The 21648-nt window shown below is 69.1% G+C and carries 15 protein-coding genes and 1 pseudogene; 11 read left to right on the forward strand and 5 right to left on the reverse strand.

The genetic code is table 11. The features are described 5' to 3' along the window. Nucleotides 1-4 precede the first annotated feature (4 nt). The 5 genes from ACYX7E_RS15785 to def form a co-directional block, all read right to left on the reverse strand. Nucleotides 5-847: a DUF707 domain-containing protein gene (locus ACYX7E_RS15785; RefSeq protein ID WP_462081545.1), complete on the reverse strand. Its 843-nt coding sequence runs from the start codon at nt 845-847 to the stop codon at nt 5-7. Beyond that, nucleotides 844-1983 (reverse strand): UDP-galactopyranose mutase, encoded by a 1140-nt coding sequence (gene glf / locus ACYX7E_RS15790; RefSeq protein WP_462081546.1) that lies wholly within the window; start codon nt 1981-1983, stop codon nt 844-846. The genes ACYX7E_RS15785 and glf overlap by 4 nt, the downstream gene beginning before the upstream one ends. A 270-nt stretch (nt 1984-2253) precedes the next feature. Further along, entirely contained in the window at nt 2254-3606 is a 1353-nt protein-coding gene (rsmB, locus tag ACYX7E_RS15795) for a 16S rRNA (cytosine(967)-C(5))-methyltransferase RsmB (RefSeq protein ID WP_462081547.1), read from the reverse strand. A 4-nt stretch (nt 3607-3610) separates the two neighbouring features. Continuing rightward, nucleotides 3611-4537, reverse strand: a complete 927-nt coding sequence (gene fmt, locus ACYX7E_RS15800) for a methionyl-tRNA formyltransferase (protein ID WP_462081548.1) — start codon at nt 4535-4537, stop codon at nt 3611-3613. Between the two features lie 133 nt (nt 4538-4670). Beyond that, the gene (gene def, locus ACYX7E_RS15805; RefSeq protein ID WP_462081549.1) at nt 4671-5186 is read right to left on the reverse strand and encodes a peptide deformylase; all 516 of its coding nucleotides are present in this window, start codon (nt 5184-5186) and stop codon (nt 4671-4673) included. A 203-nt stretch (nt 5187-5389) separates the two neighbouring features. Between def and ACYX7E_RS15810 the strand changes: the two genes are divergently transcribed. From ACYX7E_RS15810 to ACYX7E_RS15860, 11 genes and pseudogenes are all read left to right on the forward strand, one after another. Further along, the gene (locus ACYX7E_RS15810) at nt 5390-6514 is read left to right on the forward strand and encodes a LysM peptidoglycan-binding domain-containing protein (protein WP_462081550.1); all 1125 of its coding nucleotides are present in this window, start codon (nt 5390-5392) and stop codon (nt 6512-6514) included. Nucleotides 6515-6604: 90 nt separating this feature from the next. Further along, on the forward strand, nt 6605-7819 hold the full coding sequence (gene dprA, locus ACYX7E_RS15815) for a DNA-processing protein DprA (protein WP_462081551.1): 1215 nt from the start codon (nt 6605-6607) through the stop codon (nt 7817-7819). Further along, nucleotides 7816-8289 (forward strand): DUF494 family protein, encoded by a 474-nt coding sequence (locus ACYX7E_RS15820; protein ID WP_462081552.1) that lies wholly within the window; start codon nt 7816-7818, stop codon nt 8287-8289. Before dprA ends, ACYX7E_RS15820 begins: the two co-directional genes overlap by 4 nt. A gap of 186 nt (nt 8290-8475) precedes the next feature. Further along, on the forward strand, nt 8476-9249 hold the full coding sequence (locus ACYX7E_RS15825) for a GYF domain-containing protein (RefSeq protein ID WP_462081553.1): 774 nt from the start codon (nt 8476-8478) through the stop codon (nt 9247-9249). A gap of 90 nt (nt 9250-9339) precedes the next feature. Continuing rightward, nucleotides 9340-10299 carry an RDD family protein gene (locus ACYX7E_RS15830; RefSeq protein ID WP_462081554.1) on the forward strand — a complete coding sequence of 320 codons (960 nt, stop codon included), beginning with the start codon at nt 9340-9342 and terminating at the stop codon, nt 10297-10299. Between the two features lie 362 nt (nt 10300-10661). Then, nucleotides 10662-13160: pseudogene (locus ACYX7E_RS15835) on the forward strand (DNA topoisomerase I); the annotation flags it as partial. A 134-nt stretch (nt 13161-13294) separates the two neighbouring features. Then, entirely contained in the window at nt 13295-13852 is a 558-nt protein-coding gene (gene tsaC / locus ACYX7E_RS15840) for an L-threonylcarbamoyladenylate synthase type 1 TsaC (RefSeq protein ID WP_462081555.1), read from the forward strand. 224 nt (nt 13853-14076) lie between these two features. Next, the gene (gene gltB / locus ACYX7E_RS15845) at nt 14077-18537 is read left to right on the forward strand and encodes a glutamate synthase large subunit (protein WP_462081556.1); all 4461 of its coding nucleotides are present in this window, start codon (nt 14077-14079) and stop codon (nt 18535-18537) included. A gap of 67 nt (nt 18538-18604) precedes the next feature. Further along, the gene (locus ACYX7E_RS15850) at nt 18605-20095 is read left to right on the forward strand and encodes an FAD-dependent oxidoreductase (RefSeq protein WP_462081557.1); all 1491 of its coding nucleotides are present in this window, start codon (nt 18605-18607) and stop codon (nt 20093-20095) included. Between the two features lie 218 nt (nt 20096-20313). Then, nucleotides 20314-20976, forward strand: a complete 663-nt coding sequence (locus ACYX7E_RS15855) for a DUF4124 domain-containing protein (protein WP_462081558.1) — start codon at nt 20314-20316, stop codon at nt 20974-20976. Beyond that, nucleotides 20976-21647, forward strand: coding sequence for a DUF4124 domain-containing protein (locus tag ACYX7E_RS15860; RefSeq protein ID WP_462081559.1), 672 nt, complete (start codon nt 20976-20978; stop codon nt 21645-21647). The genes ACYX7E_RS15855 and ACYX7E_RS15860 overlap by 1 nt, the downstream gene beginning before the upstream one ends. Nucleotide 21648: the final 1 nt, after the last annotated feature.

The raw sequence follows: 21648 nt of genomic DNA on the forward strand, positions 1-21648 counted from the left end.
CGGACTACTCCACAGCCTGCTGCGGGCCCTTCAGGGCATTGCGACGTTCGCGCCGCTCGAGCCGGCGATAGTTGAACTGGCGCAGGCTGCGCGAGATCGCAGCCAGTTGCGTGCCCCACCAGCCCGGCCGCACGCGACGGATGCCACCGGAGAAATAGCGCGCGTCCGCCAGCACATCGACCGTCAGTCCGTACTTGGCGAACAGCGCCGCCTTGTCCTGGTTGGCCACCGACATGCCGGTGTTCTTGTAGAGCTCGCCGCCGCCGACCGGACGCGAGTGGCGCACGGGTGTGGCGTCGATGATCGCGATCGCCTCCTCGCCGCGATCGGCCAGCAGGCCCGGCCACAAGGAATCCAGGCCCCAGCCGCTGGTGCTCTCGGTGAACGTCGGCAGGCAGACCCGCAACGCGGCGCGATCGAACACAGGTCCCATGACTTCGATGAAGCGCGTGAAGCGCAGTGCGTAGTGCGCGTCCTGCAGCAGCAGCGGCCAGGTGAAATAGGAATCGCGCGTCAACGCCGGCTGCGACAGCGCCAGCTGGAACGCGGCCGCGTGGTCGAACATGCGGTTGACGGTGTCCGTGGACGCGACCAGGTCGTCGTCGGGGAACCAGAAATAGGCATAGCGCTCGACCAGCTCGGGATGCGCCTGCAGCAGCTCGCCGAGGATCGGCCACTTCATGCCCTTGCGGTCTTCGTGGTACTCGGCGGTGTCGGCGTAACGCCCGGCTTCCTTGCCGAAATAACTGACGAAGATATCGAAGTTGCGATCCTCGTCTTCCAGCCATCCGGGATGGGTCGACTGGTCGCCGGCGCGCACCAGCACCAGGTTGCGACGCTGGCTCATGCTTCATTCTCCTGGCGACGGCCCAGTACCTTGCCCGACACGGCCAGCGCCGCGCCGACCACCTGGTCCATGTTGTAGTAACGGTACTGCGCCAGCCGCCCGACGAAGCTGACGTCGGCTTCCTGCTCGGCCATCGCCTTGTAGCGCTGGTACAGCGCTTCGTTCTCCGGCCGCGGGATCGGGTAGAACGGCTCGCCCTCGGCGGTCGGATACTCGCGCACGATCGAGGTGCCGGCATGATCCTCGCCGGTCAGGTGCTTGAACTCGGTGATCCGGGTGTAATCGTGGTCGTTGGGATAGTTCACGGTGCCGGTGCGCTGCAGCCAGGCCTGGTCGGGCAGGTGCTCGTGCTCGAAGCGCAGGCTGCGGTACGGCAGCTTGCCGTGGCAGGCGCCGAAGTAGGCGTCGACGGGGCCGGAATACACGGTATGCCGGCGCGGCGCGATGGTCTGCTCGCGGACATAGCTGACGCCGGTGCGGACGGTGATCGCCGGATGGTCGAGCATACGCTCGAACATCCGCGTGTAGCCCTCGGCCGGCATGAACTGGAACGTATCGCCGAAGTAGCGGTCGTCGTCGTTGGTGCGCGTCGGGATGCGCGCGGCGACGCCGGCCGACAGCTCCGACAGGTCCAGTCCCCACTGCTTGCGCGTGTAATGGCGGAAGAACTTGTCGCACAGGTCTTCGCCGACGCTGTTCAGCACCACGTCTTCGCTGGTCTTGACCGGCTGCCGGTGGGTGCCGCGCGCTTCCAGGAACGCGGCGACGCCGGCCTCGTCGAGCGCGAGCCCGTACAGCGTGTTGATCGTGGTGCGGTTGATCGGGATCGGGTACAGCGCGCCTTCGACGCTGGCCAGCACGCGGTGCTCGTAGAACCGCCAGTGCGTGAAGCGCGACAGGTATTCGAAGATCCGCTTACCGTTGGTATGGAAGATGTGCGGACCATACGGATGGATCAGCAGTCCCGAGGCATCGCGCTTGTCGTGGGCATTGCCGCCGATGTGCGGGCGACTGTCGACGACCAGCACCGACCAGCCGGCATCGGCCAGTTCCCGTGCGCAGACGCTTCCGGCAAATCCGGCACCCACGACCAGGGCATCGAAGCCACTGGCATCCAGCACATCAGCGTCCGCCACCGAAGCCTCCCGTCCAATTCCATGAATCCAGGGCCCAGAGAGGGCCGCGTGCGCCTGATGCGCGATCACTGGGATCGGCATCGCGCGATGTCCGCCAATATGTCATGCCGGTGAGGCTCCTGGCGCGGCGAATGCAGGCCGGCGCTGGATCAGGGCCGGATGCTGCCGACGCGATGGTGTGTCTGCAGCCGATGGGGGGTACCGGACCGCTTGCGGGCGACATTGTAAGCAACGCAGATGACGCTGAACGCGCCCCCGGTCATGCGCGCTTCATGCCTGCTGCAGGGTCGCCGTCGCGTGGGCGCTACGCACCAGCCGCGCGTAGAAGAAGCCGTCCATGCCCTGCTCGCCCGGCAGGCGTTGGCGGCCGGCACCGGCGGCATGGCCGAAGCTGTCCGGCAGCGGCTCGACACGGGCGTCCGGCGTGCGTTGCAGGAAGGCCTCGACCTGGCCGGCGTTTTCGTCGTGCAGGATCGAGCAGGTGGCGTACAGCAGCACGCCCCCGGGCGCCAGCGTCGGCCACAGCGCGTCCAGCAGCCGCGCCTGCAGCGCCACCAGGGCTTCGAGGTCGCTGGGACGGCGATGCAGCAGCACGTCGGGCTGGCGGCGGATGATGCCGGTCGCCGAACACGGCGCGTCCAGCAGCACCGCATCGAAGGGCGTGCCATCCCACCAGCGCGCGGGGTCGGTGGCGTCGGCCGCCTTTAGGCGCGGCCGCGCGCCGGCATCGAGGCCCACGCGCGCCAGCGTCTCGCGGACGCGCTCCAGGCGGCGGTGGTCGACATCCAGCGCGCTCAGGCGCAGCGCGGGATCGCGTTCGAGCAGGTGCGCGCTCTTGCCGCCGGGCGCGGCGCAGGCGTCCAGCACATGCCCCCCCTCGACCGGGGCCAGCGCATCGGCAACGCGTTGCGCGGCGCCATCCTGGATCGACACGTCGCCGTCGTGGAAGCCCGGCAGCGACGCCACCGCGATCGAGCCGTCGACCAGCAACGCGTCATCGACCCCCTCGACCACGGTCGCCAAGATGCCGGCGTCGGCCAGCCGCTGGCGGTAGCTTTCGCGATTGCCGCGCCGACGGTTGACGCGCAGCCAGGTCGGCGCCGGTTGCGTGCTGGCCGCGACGATCTGCGGCCAGGCATCGGGCCAGTCCTTGCGCAGTTGCGCCAGCAGCCACTGCGGCCACGCGGCCGCGGCATCCGCGGCCGGGATGCCGTCGCGCTGGGCACGCCGCAGCAATGCATTCACCAGTCCTGCCTGGTGGTTGCGGCCCAGCGCACGCGCGGCCTCGACGGTCGCCGACAGCGCGGCATGCGCCGGCAACTGCAGCGGATCGAGCTGGGCGAAGCCGGCATGCAGCAGCGCGCGTAGGGGATCGTCGCGACGCGGCAGCGGGCGCGGCATCCACGCCCGCAGCGCGGCGTCGAAACGCGCCCGGCCACGCAGCGCGGCGAAACAGATCGCCTCGACCAGCGCGCGATCGCGCGGATCGGGCAGTGCCGGCAGGGCCGTCGACAACTCGGCCTTCAGCGAGCGGCCCCGGTGCAGCACCGCATCGATGACCTGGGTGGCGACCACGCGCGGCTGCACGCCCGCGACCTCGGCCCCTGTCCGGTGGGTGGCCATCGGCTCAGCCCGGCCCGGTCTGCAGGCCGCGACGCGCATTGACGTAGTCGGCGGCGGTGATCGCCTTGCCGCCCGGCCGCTGCAACGTGCGGATGCGCAAGGCGCCTTCCGCGCAGGCGATGTCGATGCCGTCGCGCCCGGCGAACAGCAGGGTGCCGGGCGCAGCGTTGTGCGCCAGCGGCAGCGCGGTCGCGGCATGGATGCGCAGGCGCTCGCCGGCAACATCGCCCTCGGCGATCGGCCAGGGATGGAATGCGCGCACCCGCCGCGCCAACTGCGTGGCAGGCTGCGACCAGTCGAGCAGGGCCTCGGCCTTGTCGAGCTTGTGCGCATAGGTGGCGCCCTCGGCAGGCTGCGGCTGCGGCACAGGCCGCATGCCGGCCCGCAACAGGCCCAGGCCGTCGGACAGCACCTGCGCGCCAAGCGCGGACAGGCGGTCGTGCAACTGGCCGCCGGTCTCGCTGGCGCCGATTTCCAGCGCCTGCGACATCAACACCGGGCCGGTATCGAGGCCCTTCTCCATCTGCATCAGGCAGACGCCGGTGCTGGCATCGCCGGCCTCGATCGCGCGCTGGATCGGCGCGGCGCCACGCCAGCGCGGCAGCAGCGAGGCATGCACGTTCCAGCAACCCAGGCGGGGGATGTCGAGGATCTTCTGCGGCAGCAGCAGGCCATAGGCGACGACGATCATCAGGTCGGGCTGCAGCGCCTGCAGCGCGTCGCGCTGTTCCTGCGACTTCAGCGACTCGGGCTGGAATACCGGGATCCCGCGTGCCAGTGCTTCCTGCTTGACCGGCGACGCGGTCAGTCCCCGGCCACGACCGGCCGGGCGATCGGGCTGGGTATAGACCCCGACCACCTCGCCGCGCGCGATCGCAGCCCGCAGCGACGGCACGGCGAACTCGGGGGTTCCGGCAAAGACGATTTTCATAGGGCGGGACATGCGGAATGGGAAGGAGGAGTCAACGCGCGGGACCTCCAGCGCGGGGCATTGCGGAGCGCTGCAGCGTCACCGGGATGCAGTGCCCGCCGTTCCCGGCGCGCGGCACGCGGCACGCAGCGCCCTAGTCGCGACCCTTGCGCTGCTTCTCGAGCTTCTTGATCGCGCGGTCGCGCTTCATCGGCGACAGGTAGTCGATGAACAGCTTGCCGTCGAGGTGGTCGATCTCATGCTGGACGCAGGTCGCCAGCAGGCCGTCGACACGCAGCTCGAACGGCTTGCCGTGGCGGTCCAGCGCATGCACCTCGATGCCGTCGGGACGGGTGACGTCGGCGAAGATCCCCGGAATCGACAGGCAGCCTTCCTGGTGCACCCGCAGTTCGGCGGATGCCGTGCGGATCACCGGATTGATGAACACCAGCGGCTGGTCGCGGCCCTCGGTGACGTCGATGACCATGAAGCGCTGGTGGGTGTCGACCTGGGTCGCGGCCAGGCCGATGCCGGGAGCTTCGTACATGGTCTCGAACATGTCGTCGAGCAGGCGCTGGAACGCCGGATCCTCGATCCGCGTGGAATCGACGGCGTCGGCCAGGTTGCGCAGGCGGGGATGCGGAAATTCGAGGATCGAAAGCAGGGACATGGCAAGGACGCGGCAAGAAAAGGAGGATGCGGTCACAACAGCGCGACAGGACGCGCATTGTAGCCCCAGCCTGCCTTGCATCGAGCAGGGACAGGTAAGCTATAGTCTCCCGGCTGCAAGGGGAAATCTCCAAGGGGAGCAGGTAGATGGCCGGCATGTTTCAGCACCTTTCTCAAGGGCTTCGCACGGTATGCGCCGTCGCGATGCTCACCGTTGCGACCTATGCCGCTGCCCAGGGCGTGCGTGGCGATCATCCGGACACCTACGTCGTCAAACGCGGCGACACGCTGTGGGCGATCGCCGGCCGCTTCCTCGAACGCCCGTGGCTGTGGCCCGAGATCTGGCAGGCCAATCCGCAGATCGCCAACCCGCACCTGATCTATCCCGGCGACGTGGTCAGCCTGTCCTACCTCAACCGCGTCGCCCAGGGCAGCGTCACGCCGGGCCCGCGCCAGGACGCGGCGCCGATCGATGCGGTCCCGCTGTCGGAGATCGAGGCCTTCCTGAAGGACCTCAGCGTCGTCGACTCGTTCGAGCAACTGCCCTATGTGGTCGGCCTCGAGGACGACCGCCTGCGCGGCACCGAGGGCCAGATGGTCTACGTGCGCGGCCTGCCCGCGGCCGAGCCCGGCCAGCGCTACGCCGTGGTCCGCCCGACCGTGCGCTTCAGCCGGCTCGACCGCTCGGGCCTGTGCTGCGACCTGATGCACACCGAGGACCTGGATTTCCGTGGCCGCCGCCGCGCCGACTTCCAGCGCTTCTGGACCAATGTGATCACCCCGGACAAGGGCGTGGAGCTGCTCGGCCACGAACTGCAGCGGGTCAACATCGGCGTCATCACCCGCGGCGAAGTCGGCGGCCTCCAGGCCTCGACCCTGCTGCTGGACCAGACCGGCCGCGAGGTCCGCATCGGCGACCGCCTGGTCCCGGTGGCCGCCCAGGACTACGACCTTCAGTTCTTCCCGCACCCGCCGCGCCAGCAGACCGACTACGGCCAGGCCCGCGTGCTCGCGGTGTCGGACATGCTCGGCCACGGCGGCCCGCACGATGTCGTCGCGCTGTCGGTCGGCCGCCGCGAGGGCGTCGACAACGGCACCGTGTTCTCGCTGTGGCGCGAGGGCACCAACACCATGGACCGCGTGCAGAAGGGCGAGTACCGCGACCCGGACACGGTGTTCCATGAGAACAAGGTCCGCCTGCCCGACGAGTTCGCCGGCCACGTGATGGTGTTCCGCACTTTCGACAAGGTCAGCTATGGCCTGGTCATGGACAGCATCAAGCCGACCAAGGTGGGCTACCACCTCAAGCACCCGGACGCGCCGTACTGACGGCCCGCCCCGCACGCCGGGGCGTTCCCTGACAGCCACATGCGACGGCGCCCCACGGCGCCGTCGTCGTCTGCGCCCTACGGTGGCGGCATGGACGATTGCCACGACTGCGAGGAACGCGATGCCCTGCTGGTCCTGCTCGACGCGGGTGGCGCCAGCGCGCCGCGCCGCGGCCTGCTCGAACGCCATGGCAGCGCCCGAGCGGCGGTCTCGGCCGGTCCCGCGGCCTGGCGCGCCGCCGGCCTCGACGGCGCGCAGTGCCGGGCACTGGCCGACGCGCGGCCGGCGGCGGCCACGCTGCGCTGGCTGGAAGCAGCCCCGCAACACCACCTGCTCGGTTGGCAGCATCCCGACTACCCGCCGCTGCTGCGGCAGGCCGGTAACCCGCCGCTGGCGCTGTACGTCATCGGCGACCCGGCCCGGCTCTGGCATCCGGCGGTCGCCGTGGTCGGCAGCCGTTCGCCCAGCGCCGGTGGGCGTGCGCATGCGCGGTCGTTCTCGCAGGCGCTGGCGCGCTCGGGGCTGGCGATCGCCAGCGGGCTGGCCGCCGGCATCGACACGATCGCCCACGCGACCGCGCTGGCCGAGGACGCGATCACCGTCGCCGTGCTGGGCACCGGCATCGACGTCCCCTATCCCCGCGCCAATGCCGGGCTGTACCGGCAGATCGGCCAGGCCGGCGCCATCGTCAGCGAGCACCCGCCCGGGACCGGCCCCAGGCGGGAGCATTTCCCGAGCCGCAACCGGATCATCGCAGGTCTGGCGCTGGGCACCCTGGTGGTCGAGGCCGCCGAGCGCTCGGGCGCGCTGATCACCGCCCGGCTGGCCGGGGACGCCGGCCGCGAGGTCTTCGCGGTGCCCGGTTCGATCCACAACCCGATGGCGCGCGGCTGCCACCGGCTGATCCGCCAGGGCGCAGCGCTGGTCGAGGACGCGCGCGAGGTCGTCGAGGCGCTGGCGCCGTTGGCAGGGGAACTGGGTGCTGCCTTGCAACATCGCCTGGCCATCCCCATTTGGTGCGCAGGGACACCGGACGGCATGGCCATCACGAACCCCGCCGGAGCCCCTGCCGACACCCCCGTCGCGCCGGGCCGGAACGTCGACGCCGACTACCAGAAGTTGTGGCGGGCCCTTGGCCACGACCCTACCTGTATGGATCAGTTGGTTGCACGAACCGGATTGACGACGGCGGACCTGTCCTCCATGCTGCTGATCATGGAGCTGGAGGATCGTGTGGTGGTCGAGCACGGCCGGTATTCCCGAACGTCACACATCGCGCCCGAGGGCGCAGGCCGGGGGAAATGAAAGAGAGCATCCTGGACGTCCTGCTCTATCTGTTCGAACACTATTTCACTGAAGATCCGGACCTCGTCCGCGACCGCGACTCACTGCAGAACGGCCTGTTGCAGGCCGGATTCAGCCCCGCCGAGATCAACAAGGCCTTCGACTGGCTCGATGCCCTGGCCGACCAGCGCCCGGCCGCATCGGTGCCGCGTGCCGATGGCCCAACCCGGATCTACTTCGGTCCGGAACTCGACAAGCTCGATGTCGAGTGCCGGGGCTTCCTGCTGTTCCTGGAACAGCACGGCATCCTGGACGCCAACCAGCGTGAGCTGGTGCTGGACCGTGCGATGGCCCTGGACCAGGACGAGCTGGACCTGGACGACCTCAAGTGGGTCGTGCTGATGGTGCTGTTCAACCAGCCCGGCAGCGAGGCGGCCTATGCCTGGATGGAAACCCAGATGTTCACCGACGAGCCGGAGCCGGTGCATTGACCGGCACCGCCGTCATGGGGCTGCCGGCATCGGCCGCGCCCTGACGGGCCTGCACTGACCCGCCCTTACTGACTCACCTGCCCTGACGGACATCGCTGAAGGGCCCGCCTGCAACGGCGCCCCGTCCGACCCCGGCGCTCCGGGGCCGCCGACACGATCCGCCAGGAAGGCGGACAGGAATCAGGGATGATCGACTGGTACTGCCACCAGTCCGGCCAGGGCCGGATCGGCCCGCTCGACGCGGACACGCTGCGGCACTTCTACCGGCAACGCCGGATCGATCTGCAGACCCTGGCCTGGCATGCCGGCCTGCGCGAGTGGCAGCCGCTGGAGCGCCTGCGCGAGGAACTCGACCTGGACGGCGTACAGCCCGACGCGTCGCAGCCTCCTCCGCTCCCGCCGCCCTCCATCACCGGGACCTTGGCCACAGCCCTTCCCAACCATCCGTCGCCACCTGCGCGCAGGAACAATGGCTGCCTGATCGCCGCCATCGTCACCGCGGCCGCAGGCGTCCTGCTGCTGCCCATCGTCGCGGCGATCGCGCTCCCGGCCTACAACAACTATGTCGAACGTTCACGCCAGGCGCAGATCGATGGCGAGCGCCTGCGCGATGTGGAACGGTCCGCACGCGCGCAGCTGTACGCGGCCCTGGCGCGCGAGGCCCAGGGGCAAGCGCCGGCAGCAGACGCCCGCTGCCCCGACCCGGGCACGTTGGGATCTGCCCACGTCGTCGGCCCGGATCGCGAGGCGGACGGCAGCACCGACGTCGCCTTCACCTTCGAACGCGCACCACCGGCATCGGGCACCTGCGCCTATACGCTGCGTTTCTTCGGATTTCCTCCGGCGATCGACGCCGCGCGCCTTCACTACGACGTCGACCTCACGCGCAGCACGATCGTTATCGCCTGCCGCAACCAGGACCTGCCCGCGTACCTGCTGCCGGCATCCTGCTCGCCTTGAGCGGCGGCCGCCGGCGCGCGCTGCTTGCCCGAACCGCGACATGCGGTCAGCATCGGCCGCAACGTCATCAGCACCAGAAAAGGAATCCACATGTCTGATTGGTATTACGCCGAAGGCGACAGCGGGCGACAGGGGCCCGTCGATACCGATGCGCTGGTCCGCCTGCGCCTGCAGGGCTACATCAGCTGGCAGGCACTGGTCTGGCGCGAAGGCATGGCGCAGTGGCAGCCGATGCAGGATTTCGAGGCCGAACTGACGCGCGACGACGCCTCCGCCGTGCCGCCCGTGCCACCGGCCCCGCTGCCGCCGGCATGGACCGGGGCGCAGGGCGGGCACGCGGGCAGCGAACGCGTGGACAGCGGCCAGCCCGCCGACATCCGCGCCAACCTGGCCGCCGACGCCTCGCCGTATGCACCCCCGGTCGCCGAGGTCGCCGCCGCCGAGCAGGCCGTGCATGGCGGCACCGTGGTTGATGCCGGTTTCTGGAAGCGCGCCGCGGCGCTGATGATCGATGCCTTCATCATCACCGCCGTCAACTACGCCCTGCTGATCGCCGCCGCGGTGGCGCTGAGCCTGGACCCGATGGAGGCCTTCGATCCGCAGATCGCTTCGACCGGCGGCGGGCTGATGATGGCGCTCGGCTACCTGTTCTATCCAGTCATCAGCGCCCTGTACTACGTCACGATGGAATCGTCGTCGCGGCAGGCCACGCTGGGCAAGATGGCCATCGGCATCAAGGTCGTGAACCGTGCAGGCGGGCGCATGAGCCGCGGCAATGCGCTGGGACGCTGGGTCTCTCACCTGTTGTGCTACTTCACGCTGTACATCGGCTACCTGGTCGCGGCCTTCACCGAGCGCAAGCAGGGCCTGCACGACATGGTCGCGGGCACCTACGTCGTCGATCGCTGGGCCTACACCGCGCAGCCGGAACTGCAGCGCCGCGAACTGGGCGTGGTCGCCTGGGTGGTGCTGATCATCGGGTTCGGACTGACGGCGCTGGCGCTGCTGGCGATCGCGGTCGCGATCGCACTGGGCACCGGCGCGCTGTAAGCGGCCGGGTGACACCGCGGCGCGGGCCTGCGCTGACGGCCCGCGCTGGTGTCCAACCCCGCACGTCCCGTGCGCTCCGCCGCCGTCGGGCGCAGCCGTTGGCACCTGCCTGTCGGCGCGAGCGAGCGGAACCGGAGGGGGAGCGGCAGGGGCGGGCACCGGACGAAGCTACCCCCGGCGCCCGGTCCGGGATGCCGCGCCGCAGCAATCGGGTGACGCCGCGCTTGACAGCCCCCTGCCCGGCATGACACCACTATAAATAGAGTGTGAACCTGAACGCCCGGGGCCTGTCCCCGGGCGTGTTTCTCTACAGCCCCTGAATGGTGCGGCATCATGCCCGCCGCACCTGGAATTCCGTCCACATGGCCAAGAACCTCCTCATCGTCGAGTCGCCCGCCAAGGCGAAGACGATCAACAAGTACCTCGGCAAGGACTTCCACGTCCTGGCCTCCTACGGCCATGTCCGCGACCTGGTGCCCAAGGAAGGGGCTGTCGACCCCAACGACGGCTTCCGCATGCGTTACGACCTGATCGACAAGAACGAGAAGCACGTCGAAGCCATCGCCAAGGCCGCCAAGAGCGCCGAAGGCATCTTCCTGGCGACCGACCCGGATCGCGAGGGGGAGGCCATCAGCTGGCACATCGCCGAGATCCTGAAGGAGCGCGGCCTGCTCGAGAACCGGACCCTGCAGCGGGTCGTGTTCACCGAAATCACCCCGCGCGCCATCAAGGAAGCGATGGCCGCGCCGCGCGCGATCGCCGCCGACCTGGTCGATGCCCAGCAGGCGCGCCGCGCGCTGGACTACCTGGTCGGCTTCAACCTGTCGCCGGTGCTGTGGCGCAAGGTCCAGCGCGGCCTGTCCGCCGGCCGCGTGCAGTCGCCCGCGCTGCGGATGATCGTCGAGCGCGAGGAGGAGATCGAAGCCTTCATCGCCCGCGAGTACTGGTCGGTCGAGGCCGAGTGCGCGCATCCCTCGCAGGCCTTCACCGCCAAGCTGACCAAGCTCGACGGCAAGAAATTCGAACAGTTCACGATCACCGACGGCGACACCGCCGAGGACGCACGCCGCCGCATCGTCGCCGCCGCGCAGGGCGCGCTGCACGTCACCGATGTCGCCAGCAAGGAGCGCAAGCGCCGCCCGGCGCCGCCGTTCACGACCTCGACGCTGCAGCAGGAAGCCTCGCGCAAGCTCGGCTTCACGACCTCGCGCACGATGCGTGTCGCCCAGAAACTCTATGAAGGCGTCGCGATCGGCGACGAAGGCACCGTCGGCCTGATCAGCTACATGCGTACCGACTCGGTGAACCTGTCGGCCGAGGCGCTGACCGAGATCCGCGACGTCATCGCGCGCGACTTCGGCACCGAGTACGTGCCCGACAAGCCCAACACCTACCAGACCAAGTCCAAGAACGCGCAGGAAGCCCACGAGGCGATCCGCCCGACCTCGGCGCTGCGCACGCCGGCGCAGGTCTCGCGCTTCCTCGACGACGACGGCCGCCGTCTGTACGAGCTGATCTGGAAGCGCGCGGTCGCCTGCCAGATCGTGCCGGCGATCCTCAACACCGTGTCGGTCGACCTGGCCGCCGGCAGCGAGCACAACTTCCGCGCCAGCGGCACCACCGTGGTGTTCCCGGGCTTCCTGGCCGTCTACGAGGAAGGCAAGGACACCAAGAGCGCCGACGACGAGGACGAGGGCCGCAAGCTGCCGCTGATGAAGCCCGGCGATCGCGTGCCGCTGGACCGCATCCATGCCGACCAGCACTTCACCGAGCCACCGCCGCGCTTCTCCGAAGCCTCGCTGGTCAAGACGCTCGAGGAATACGGCATCGGCCGGCCGTCGACCTATGCGTCGATCATCCAGACCCTGCAGTTCCGCAAGTACGTCGAACTCGAGAACCGCCGCTTCCGTCCGACCGACGTCGGCCGCGCGGTGTCGAAGTTCCTCAGCAGCCATTTCACCCGCTACGTCGACTACGACTTCACCGCCAAGCTCGAGGACGACCTCGATGCGGTATCGCGCGGCGAGGAAGAGTGGGTGCCGTTGATGGAGAAGTTCTGGGGCCCGTTCAAGGAGCTCGTCGACGAGAAGACCGAATCGGTCGATCGCACCGAAGCCACCGGCGCGCGCGAACTGGGGACCGACCCCAAGACCGGCAAGCCGGTCAGCGTGCGACTGGGCCGCTTCGGGCCGTACGCGGCGATCGGCAGCACCGCCGAGGATGCCGAGGACAAGCCCAAGTTCGCATCGCTGCGGCCGGGCCAGAGCATGCACACGATCTCGCTCGAGGACGCGCTCGAACTGTTCCTGATGCCGCGTGCGCTCGGCCAGGACAAGGACGAGGACGTCAGCGTCGGCATCGGCCGTTTCGGACCCTTCGCCAAGCGCGGCAGCGTCTATGCCTCGCTGAAGAAGGAAGACGATCCGTACACGATCGATCTAGCGCGCGCGGTGTTCCTGATCGAAGAGAAGGAAGAGATCGCGCGCAACCGCATCATCAAGGAATTCCCCGACAGCGATATCCAGGTGCTGAACGGACGCTTCGGCCCGTACATCAGCGACGGCAAGCTCAACGGCAAGATCCCGAAGGATCGCGAGCCGGCATCGCTGACGTTCGAGGAAGTGCAGAAGCTGCTGGAAGAAACCGGCAAGCCCGCGCGTCGCGGGTTTGGCGCCAAGAAGACCGCGGTCAAGAAGGTCACCGCGCGCAAGGCACCGGCCAGGAAGAGCGCGGCAGCCACCGCTGACGGCGCCGCCACCAAGGCACCGGCGAAGAAGGCCGCGGCAAAGAAGGCCCCCGCCAAGAAGACGGCTGCGAAGAAGACGCCCGCGAAGAAGGCGGCCAAGAAGGCCGTGCGCAAGCCGGCACCGGCGGCGCCCGTCGTCGAACCGGCCAAGTCGTTGCTGACGCCGGCCAAGGTCGAACTCGGCAAGAAGCGCGTGGTCAAGAAAGCCGTCGGAGGCGACGCGCCGTTCTGACGGCGCGTGGTGCGGCCATGGCTTCGCGGACGCCCGCGGACGCTGCCGACGCCCTGCGTGCCGGCGGCGTCATCGCCTACCCCACCGAAGGCGTGTGGGGGCTGGGCTGCGATCCGGCCAATGAACAGGCGGTCCTGCGCCTGCTGGCGATCAAGCAGCGCGAGGTCGCCAAGGGCCTGATCCTGATCGCCTCGCGCGTCGAACAGCTCGACCGCGTCATCGACTGGGACAGTCTGTCGCCCGCGCGTCGCGACGACGTGCGTGCGACATGGCCGGGGCCGCACACCTGGGTCGTCCCGGCCCAGCCTGGCGTGCCAGCATGGATCACCGGCGAGCACGCCAGTGTCGCGGTCCGTGTTTCGTCGCATCCGGTCGTCGTCGCCCTGTGCGACGCATTTGCCGGCGCCCTCGTCTCGACCAGCGCCAACCGTGCCGGGCAGCCTGCGGTACAGCGGCTGGACGCGCTCGACCCGGCCATCGTCGTCGCCGTCGACGCGATCGTCGAAGGCCGGACCGGCGACCTGTCGCAGCCCACGACGATCCGCGACGCACGCAGCGGCGACTGGCTGCGCTGACCCGTCGCAACGGTCGCCGACGGCGACCGCATTCACGCCTGCACGTATCCGGCAGCCGCCGGCAACTGGTTGCAGGCGCAACGAATCAGCGTGCGCGCACCCCATTGCCGCGCCGCACAATTTGTGATTTATTCGGTTTCACGTGGAAGCGTTGCGGTGATGCTTGGACAGGCATCGATGGCTCCGATCCCCACGCCATGACCACCTTCCTACGGCATATGACGATGCGTGCATCCACACCGGCGCGAGGTCTCTACGACCCCGCTAACGAACACGACAGCTGCGGCTTCGGCCTGATCGCGAAGGTCAAGGGACGCGGTTCGCGCGCGATCGTGGACGCTGCGCTGGAAGCGCTGTCGCGCATGGCGCACCGTGGCGGTGTCGCCGCCGATGGCCTGTCGGGCGACGGTTGCGGCGTGCTGGTGCATGGTGCCGGCAGCTTCATCCGCATGCTCGCGTACTCGTCCGGCCATTCGCTGCACGACGGCCTGTTCGCGGCCGGCAACGTCTTCCTTCCGCACGACGAAGCCAGCGCCGCGCGCTGCCGCCAGACGCTGCACGACACCCTGCAGCAGGTCGGCGTGCGCCTGGTCGGCTGGCGCGAGGTGCCGGTCGATGCCAGCGCCTGCGGCAAGCTCGCGCAATCGTCGATGCCGCGCATCGAACAGGTCTTCGTCGAAGGCAATGGCGAGGACGCCAACGCGTTCGACCGCGCCCTGTTCCTCGCGCGCCGCCGCAGCGAACAACAGCTGCAGGACCTGCCCGACTACTACGTGGTCAGCCTGTCGTCGCAGCTGATCGGCTACAAGGGCATGGTGCTGCCGAGCCACCTGCGCCAGTTGTATCCCGACCTCGACCGTCCGGAACTGAGCGCGCGCTGCGTGGTGTTCCACCAGCGGTTCTCGACCAATACGCTGCCGCGCTGGCCGCTGGCGCATCCGTTCCGCAGGCTCGCCCACAACGGCGAGATCAACAGCATCGAAGGCAATCGCCGCTGGGCGCAGGCGCGCCACATGGTCTGGCGTTCGCCGCTGCTGGACGTCAGCGAGTTCGATTCCACCGTGACCCTGCACGGTTCGGATTCGCAGAGCCTCGACAACATGCTCGAGTGGCTGCAGCTGGGCGGCATGGACCTGCTGAAGGCGATGCGTATCCTGATGCCGCCGGCCACGCAGTCGCTCGAATACAAGGACGCCGACCTCGCCGCGTTCTACGAGTACTACGCGATCAACTCCGAGCCGTGGGACGGCCCTGCCGGCGTGGTCATGTGCGATGGTCGCCATGCCGCCTGCACCCTCGACCGCAACGGCCTGCGCCCCGCGCGCTGGACGCTGTCCAACGACGATGTGTTCATCATCGCGTCGGAAGCCGGCATCTACGAGCTGCCGCCCGAGCAGGTCAAGGCCAAGGGCAAGCTCGGCCCCGGCGAGATGATCGCGATCGACTTCGAACGCGGCCTGCTGCTCGACAACGACGCCATCGACGACGTCAACCGCACGCGCGCGCCGTACAAGCAGTGGCTCAAGCGCGGCATGACCTACCTGCACACCGAGCTGATCGATCCCGCGCTGGCCGCCGAGCCCTTCCCGGTCGACACGCTGCTGTCGTTCCAGAAGCGCTTCCAGCTCAGCCGCGAGGAACAGGAAGCGGTGCTGCGTCCGCTGGCGGAGACCGAGCAGGAAGGCATCGGCTCGATGGGCGACGACGTGCCGATGGCCGTACTGAGCCAGCGCATCCGTCCGCTCTACGACTGTTTCCGGCAGGCGTTCGCGCAGGTGACCAACCCCCCGATCGATCCGCTGCGCGAGGACTGCGTGATGACGCTGTCCACGCAGATCGGCAAGGAAGGCAACATCTTCGCCGACAGCCCCGACAACGTGCACCACGTGCTGCTGAACTCGCCAGTGCTGTCTCAGCGCAAGCTGCGCCAGCTGCTGGCCTCGCCGCGGTTCGCCGCATCGAACCTGCTGATCGACCTGTACTTCGATCCCGAAGAATCGCTGTCGGACGCCATCGACCGCATCTGCGACGAAGCCGAACAGGCCGCGCGCGACGGCATCGAACTGCTGCTGATCAGCGACCGCTATCCGCGCGCTGGCGCGGCGGCGATCCATGCCCTGCTCGCGACCGGCGCGATCCACCAGCGTCTGGTGCAGACGCGCCTGCGTTGCGACGTCAACCTGCTGGTCGAGACCGGCACCGCGCGCGACCCGCATCACTTCGCCTGCCTGATCGGTTTCGGCGCGACCGCGGTGTATCCGTACCTGGCCTACCAGACGCTGCACGCGCTCGGCCGCCGCGGCCTGCTCGGCGGCAAGACCAGCAACGAACCGCCGCAGATCGGCCGCAGCTACCGCCGCGGCGTCAAGAAGGGCCTGCTGAAGATCCTGTCGAAGATGGGCATCGGCAGCATCGCCAGCTATCGCGGCGCGCAGCTGTTCGAGATCGTCGGCCTGGACGAGGCCGTGGTCGCACGCTGCTTCGAAGGTACGCCGTCGCGTGTCAGCGGTGCCGGCTTCGCACGCCTGGAAGCCGATGCGCGCCAGTTGAACGACCACGCCGAGGACGAGACCGCGCTGCCCGAGCCCGGCGGCCTGCTGCGCTATGTGCACGGCGGCGAGTACCACCAGTACAACCCGGACGTGGTGCAGTCGCTGCAACGCGCGGTGCTGACCGGAGAACGCGCCGACTGGAAGGTCTACGCCGACCACGTCAACACGCGCCCGCCCGCGGCCTTCCGCGACCTGCTGCAACTGCGCGCCGCCGCCACGCCGACGCCGCTCGACGAGGTCGAATCGGTGTCGTCGATCGTCAAGCGCTTCGACAGCGCCGCGATGAGCCTGGGCGCGTTGTCGCCGGAAGCGCACGAGGCGCTGGCGATCGCGATGAACCGGCTCGGCGGACGCAGCAACTCCGGCGAAGGCGGTGAAGACCCCGCGCGCTACGGCACCGACCGCCGCAGCAAGATCAAGCAGATCGCATCGGGTCGTTTCGGCGTCACCCCCGAGTACCTGATCAACGCCGAAGTCCTGCAGATCAAGGTCGCGCAGGGCGCCAAACCCGGCGAAGGCGGCCAGTTGCCCGGCAGCAAGGTCAACCCGCTGATCGCGCGCTTGCGCTATGCCAAGCCCGGCATCGGTCTGATCTCGCCGCCGCCGCACCACGACATCTATTCGATCGAGGATCTCGCGCAGTTGATCTTCGACCTGCGCCAGGTCAATCCGCAGGCGCTGATCTCGGTCAAGCTGGTCTCGCATGCGGGCGTGGGCACGATCGCCGCCGGCGTGGTCAAGGCCGGTGCCGACCTGATCACGATCTCCGGCCATGACGGCGGCACCGGCGCCAGTCCGCTGGGCTCGATCCGCTATGCCGGCGTGCCATGGGAACTGGGCCTGTCGGAAGCGCGCCAGGCGCTGCAGTTCAACGAGATGCGCGACAAGGTGCTGCTGCAGACCGATGGCGGCCTCAAGACCGGGCTGGATGTCATCAAGGCCGCATTGCTGGGCGCCGACACCTTCGGCTTCGGCACCGGCCCGATGATCACGCTGGGCTGCAAGTACCTGCGCATCTGCCACCTCAACAACTGCGCGACCGGCGTCGCCACGCAGGACGAGCGCCTGCGCGAGAATCACTACAAGGGCCTGCCCGAGCGCGCGGAAGCCTTCTTCCTCAACATCGCCGAGGACGTGCGCGAGTGGCTGTCGGTACTGGGCGTGCGTTCGCTCGACGAGGTCATCGGCCGCACCGACCTGTTGGAGCAGGGCATCACCTCGCCGCGCAACGACGTCCACGTCGACCTGTCGCGACTGCTCGAACGCGATCCCGCGCAGGCCGCCGCGTACTGCGGTACGCCTGCGCTGCAGGCCCCGCCGGACGGACTGGCCGCCAAGCTCGATGCGGCGCTGGCACAGCCGATCCGCGACGCCGCCGGCGGCAGCTTTGCGTTCACGATCCGCAACACCGACCGCAGCATCGGCACGCGCCTGTCGGGCGTCATCGCGCAGCATCACGGCAATGCCGGCATGTCGGCACAGCCGATCACTGTGCAACTGCAGGGCAGCGCGGGACAGAGCTTCGGCGCGTTCAATGCCGGCGGCCTGCACCTTGACCTGGAAGGCGAAGCCAACGATTACGTCGGCAAGGGCATGGCCGGCGGCCGCATCGTGCTGCGCCCGCCTGGCCACAGCGTGTTCGAGTCGCGCATCACGCCGATCCTGGGCAACACCTGCCTGTATGGCGCCACCGGCGGCGAGCTGTATGCCGCCGGACGTGCCGGCGAACGCTTCGGCGTGCGCAACTCCGGCGCGACCGCGGTCATCGAAGGCGCCGGCGACCACTGCTGCGAATACATGACTGGCGGTTCGGTGGTGGTGCTCGGACGCACCGGGCTGAACTTCGGCGCCGGCTTCACCGGCGGCATCGCTTACGTGCTCGACCTCGACCGCGATTTCGTCGATCGCTACAACCACGAGCTGATCGACATCCTGCGCATCACGCCGGAAGGCTTCGACAACCATCGCCAGCACTTGACCGGACTGATCGAGGACCACGCCCGCCTGACCGGCAGCGCCTGGAGCGCGCGCATCCTCGACGAGTTCCGCGATTTCGCCGGCAAGTTCTGGCTGGTCAAGCCCAAGGCCGCAAGCCTCGAAGCCCTGGCCGAAGGCCTGCGCAGGGCGGCATGACGTCGCTGCCGCCGACCGCGCATCTGTCCCGACTCTTTCCCGCCGCCCTTTTCCCGACCCGCCAGCCATGAGCAAAAAGCAAGTCTTCCAGTTCCTCGACCTGCCGCGCGAAATGCCGCGCAAGGTGCCGCTGGAGCTGCGTACCGAGGGCGACTGGAACGAGCTGTACGGCAAGTTCGGCCAGCCCGAGGCCGCGCACCAGGCCGGACGCTGCCTGGACTGCGGCAATCCGTACTGCGAATCCAAGTGCCCGGTGCACAACTACATTCCCAACTGGCTGAAGCTGGTCGAGGAAGGCCGCATCATCGAAGCGGCCGAGTTGTGCCACGAGACCAATCCGCTGCCGGAAATGTGCGGCCGCGTCTGCCCGCAGGACCGCCTGTGCGAAGGCGACTGCACGCTCAACGACGGCTTCGGCGCGGTCACCATCGGCGCGGTCGAGAAGTACATCACCGACGCCGCGTTCGCGCAGGGCTGGCGCCCCGACCTGTCGAAGGTCGTCGCCACCGGCAAGCGCGTCGCGGTGATCGGCGCCGGGCCGGCGGGACTGGCCTGCGCGGATCGCCTGGTGCGCTCGGGCATCGCCGCGACGGTGTTCGACCGCTACGAGCAGATCGGCGGGCTGCTGCAGTTCGGCATCCCCAGTTTCAAACTCGACAAGAGCGTCATCGCGACCCGTCGCGAGGTGCTCGAGGGCATGGGCGTGGAGTTCCGGCTCGGCGTCGAGATCGGCCGCGACATCACAATCGACACGTTGCTGTCGGACTACGACGCGGTGTTCCTCGGCCTCGGCGCGTACCGCTATACCGATGGCGGCCTGCCCGGCCAGGACCTGCAGGGCGTGCTGCCGGCGCTGCCGTTCCTGGTGCAGAACGGCCGCGTCATCACCGGCGACGATCCCTGGGGCCGCCCGATCGCCGGCTGGGAAGACACGCTTGCACTGCCCGACCTGCAGGGCAAGCGCGTGGTCGTGCTCGGCGGCGGCGATACCGGTATGGACTGCGTGCGCTCGGCGATCCGCCTGGGCGCGGCCAGCGTGACCTGCGCCTATCGCCGCGACGAAGCCAACATGCCGGGCTCGGCACGCGAAGTCGCCAATGCCCGCGAGGAAGGCGTCAAGTTCCTGTTCAACCGCCAGCCACTGGCGGTCGAGACCGATGACGGCAAGATCGCCACCGGCGTGCGCGTCGTGCAGACCCAGCTCGGCGAGCCGGATGCGCGCGGCCGCCGCAACGCGGTCGCCATCGAGGGCAGCGAGTCGATCATCGAGGCCGATGTCGTCATCATCGCATTCGGCTTTTCGCCCAGGCTGCCCGAATGGCTGGCCGCGCACGATGTCCAGGGCCAGGAGAATGGCCGCATCGTCGTCGGCGGCCAGGGGCGGTTGCCGTACCAGACCAGCCATCCGCAGGTGTTCGCCGGTGGCGACAGCGTGCGCGGTGCGGACCTGGTCGTCACCGCCGTACAGGAAGGCCGTGACGCGGCCGCGAGCATCGCGCGACTGCTGCGACGCGGAAAGAGCGCAGGCGCAAGCCAGCTGAGCCGCGACGCGGCTTGATGCGCCTGGACGGAGTGCCACATCCGGGGCACTCCGGTCGCGGTGGTGCGCACCCGCACACCGGCACGCCACGTCATGCCATGGCGCGCAGAGCTGCGTGGTTCTGATAGGCGAACTTGCTGCGGCGGAGCTGCGAGCGGCCCGCGATGGAGGTGCGCCTGATGAACTGAAGATCCCGCGGGATTCCCTCGCGCACCCGATTTGCGCATGATGGCGGCATGCGCGTCGCTCCTGCCCTGCTGTTGCTGCTCGCCGCCCTGCTTCCGCACGCTGCGGAGCTGCGTGCGGCGGATGGCGTGACGGTCTATCGCTGCACCGATGCCAAGGGCCACGTCAGCCTGTCCGATCGTCCCTGCCCCGCAGGCTCGGACAGTCAGGTCCGCAACCTGCCACGGCCCGTCGTGACGGCCGCGCCTCCACCGCCGCCGCCCGAGACACCGACGCCCGCGGTCGCCGAACCACCGCCGCGGGTCATCGTGGTGCGCACGCGGCAGCCGATGTACGAGTGCGTGCGCCCGGACGATACCCGGTACACCAGCGACAGCAACGACGGCAACCCGCGCTGGGTGCCGCTGTGGACCCTGGAGTACCCGCGCCCGTCCACCCGTATCGGCGGCATCCTGTCTCCGGACACGTCGGCACACCCGCCGTCGCGTCCGCCGCCCGGCCATGCCGACGGCCGTCGCTGGTTCGACGCCGGCACCTGGATCCGCGACGAATGCCATGCCTTGCCGCAGGCCGAAGTCTGCGCGCGCCTGGGCGACCGTCGCGACGAGATCCGCCGGCGTTTCTTCAACGCGCAGGAATCCGAACGCAACACGCTGCGCAGCGAAGAACGCGGCATCAACGCACGGCTGTCGGCCGATTGCGGCGTCGACTGATGCCGTCGCCCCTGCCTCCCGGTCTTTCGCATGTCCCGGTGCTGCGCGCCTGCCTCGCGGGCTTGCTGCTGTCGGTGCTGGCGCTGCTGGTGCTGCAACAGCCATCGCAGGCCCAGGCGCAGGCCGGCACAGTGATCTATCGCTGCACCGATGCCCAGGGCGGTGTCACCGTGCAGAACGGCACCCCGTGTCCGAAGGGCAGCCGCCAGGAACGCCGCGTCATCACCCCGGCGGCGTCGTTCCCTGCGTTCTCGACGCCGGCACCACCGCCGGCACCGGTCGCGCGCGAACCCGCAGCGGCCCCGGCCGCCGCCACGCCGCCGGCGCGTCCCGAGATTCCCGCACCGGAAGCGATCGCCGACATCGACCGCCTACCCCCGCCGCCGATCTTCAAGTGCGTCACCTGGGACAACGACAGCTATCTCAGCGAAAACCCCGAACCCAAGCCGCGTTGCGTGCAGCTCGATACCGGCGGCGTCGGCCAGGCCTGCGAGATGAAGTACGACCAATGCGCACGCGTGCCCGATGGCGCCGCCTGCGCCGGCTGGACCCAGCGCCAGCGCGAGATCGAATCCAGCTGGCGGCACGCCGAAGGCGTCGACAAGCCGCCGCTGCAGGATGCGTTCGCGCGCGTCAGCCGCATCCTCAACGACACCACCTGCGCCCTCTGAA

The organism is Luteimonas sp. RIT-PG2_3 (genome assembly GCF_054902115.1).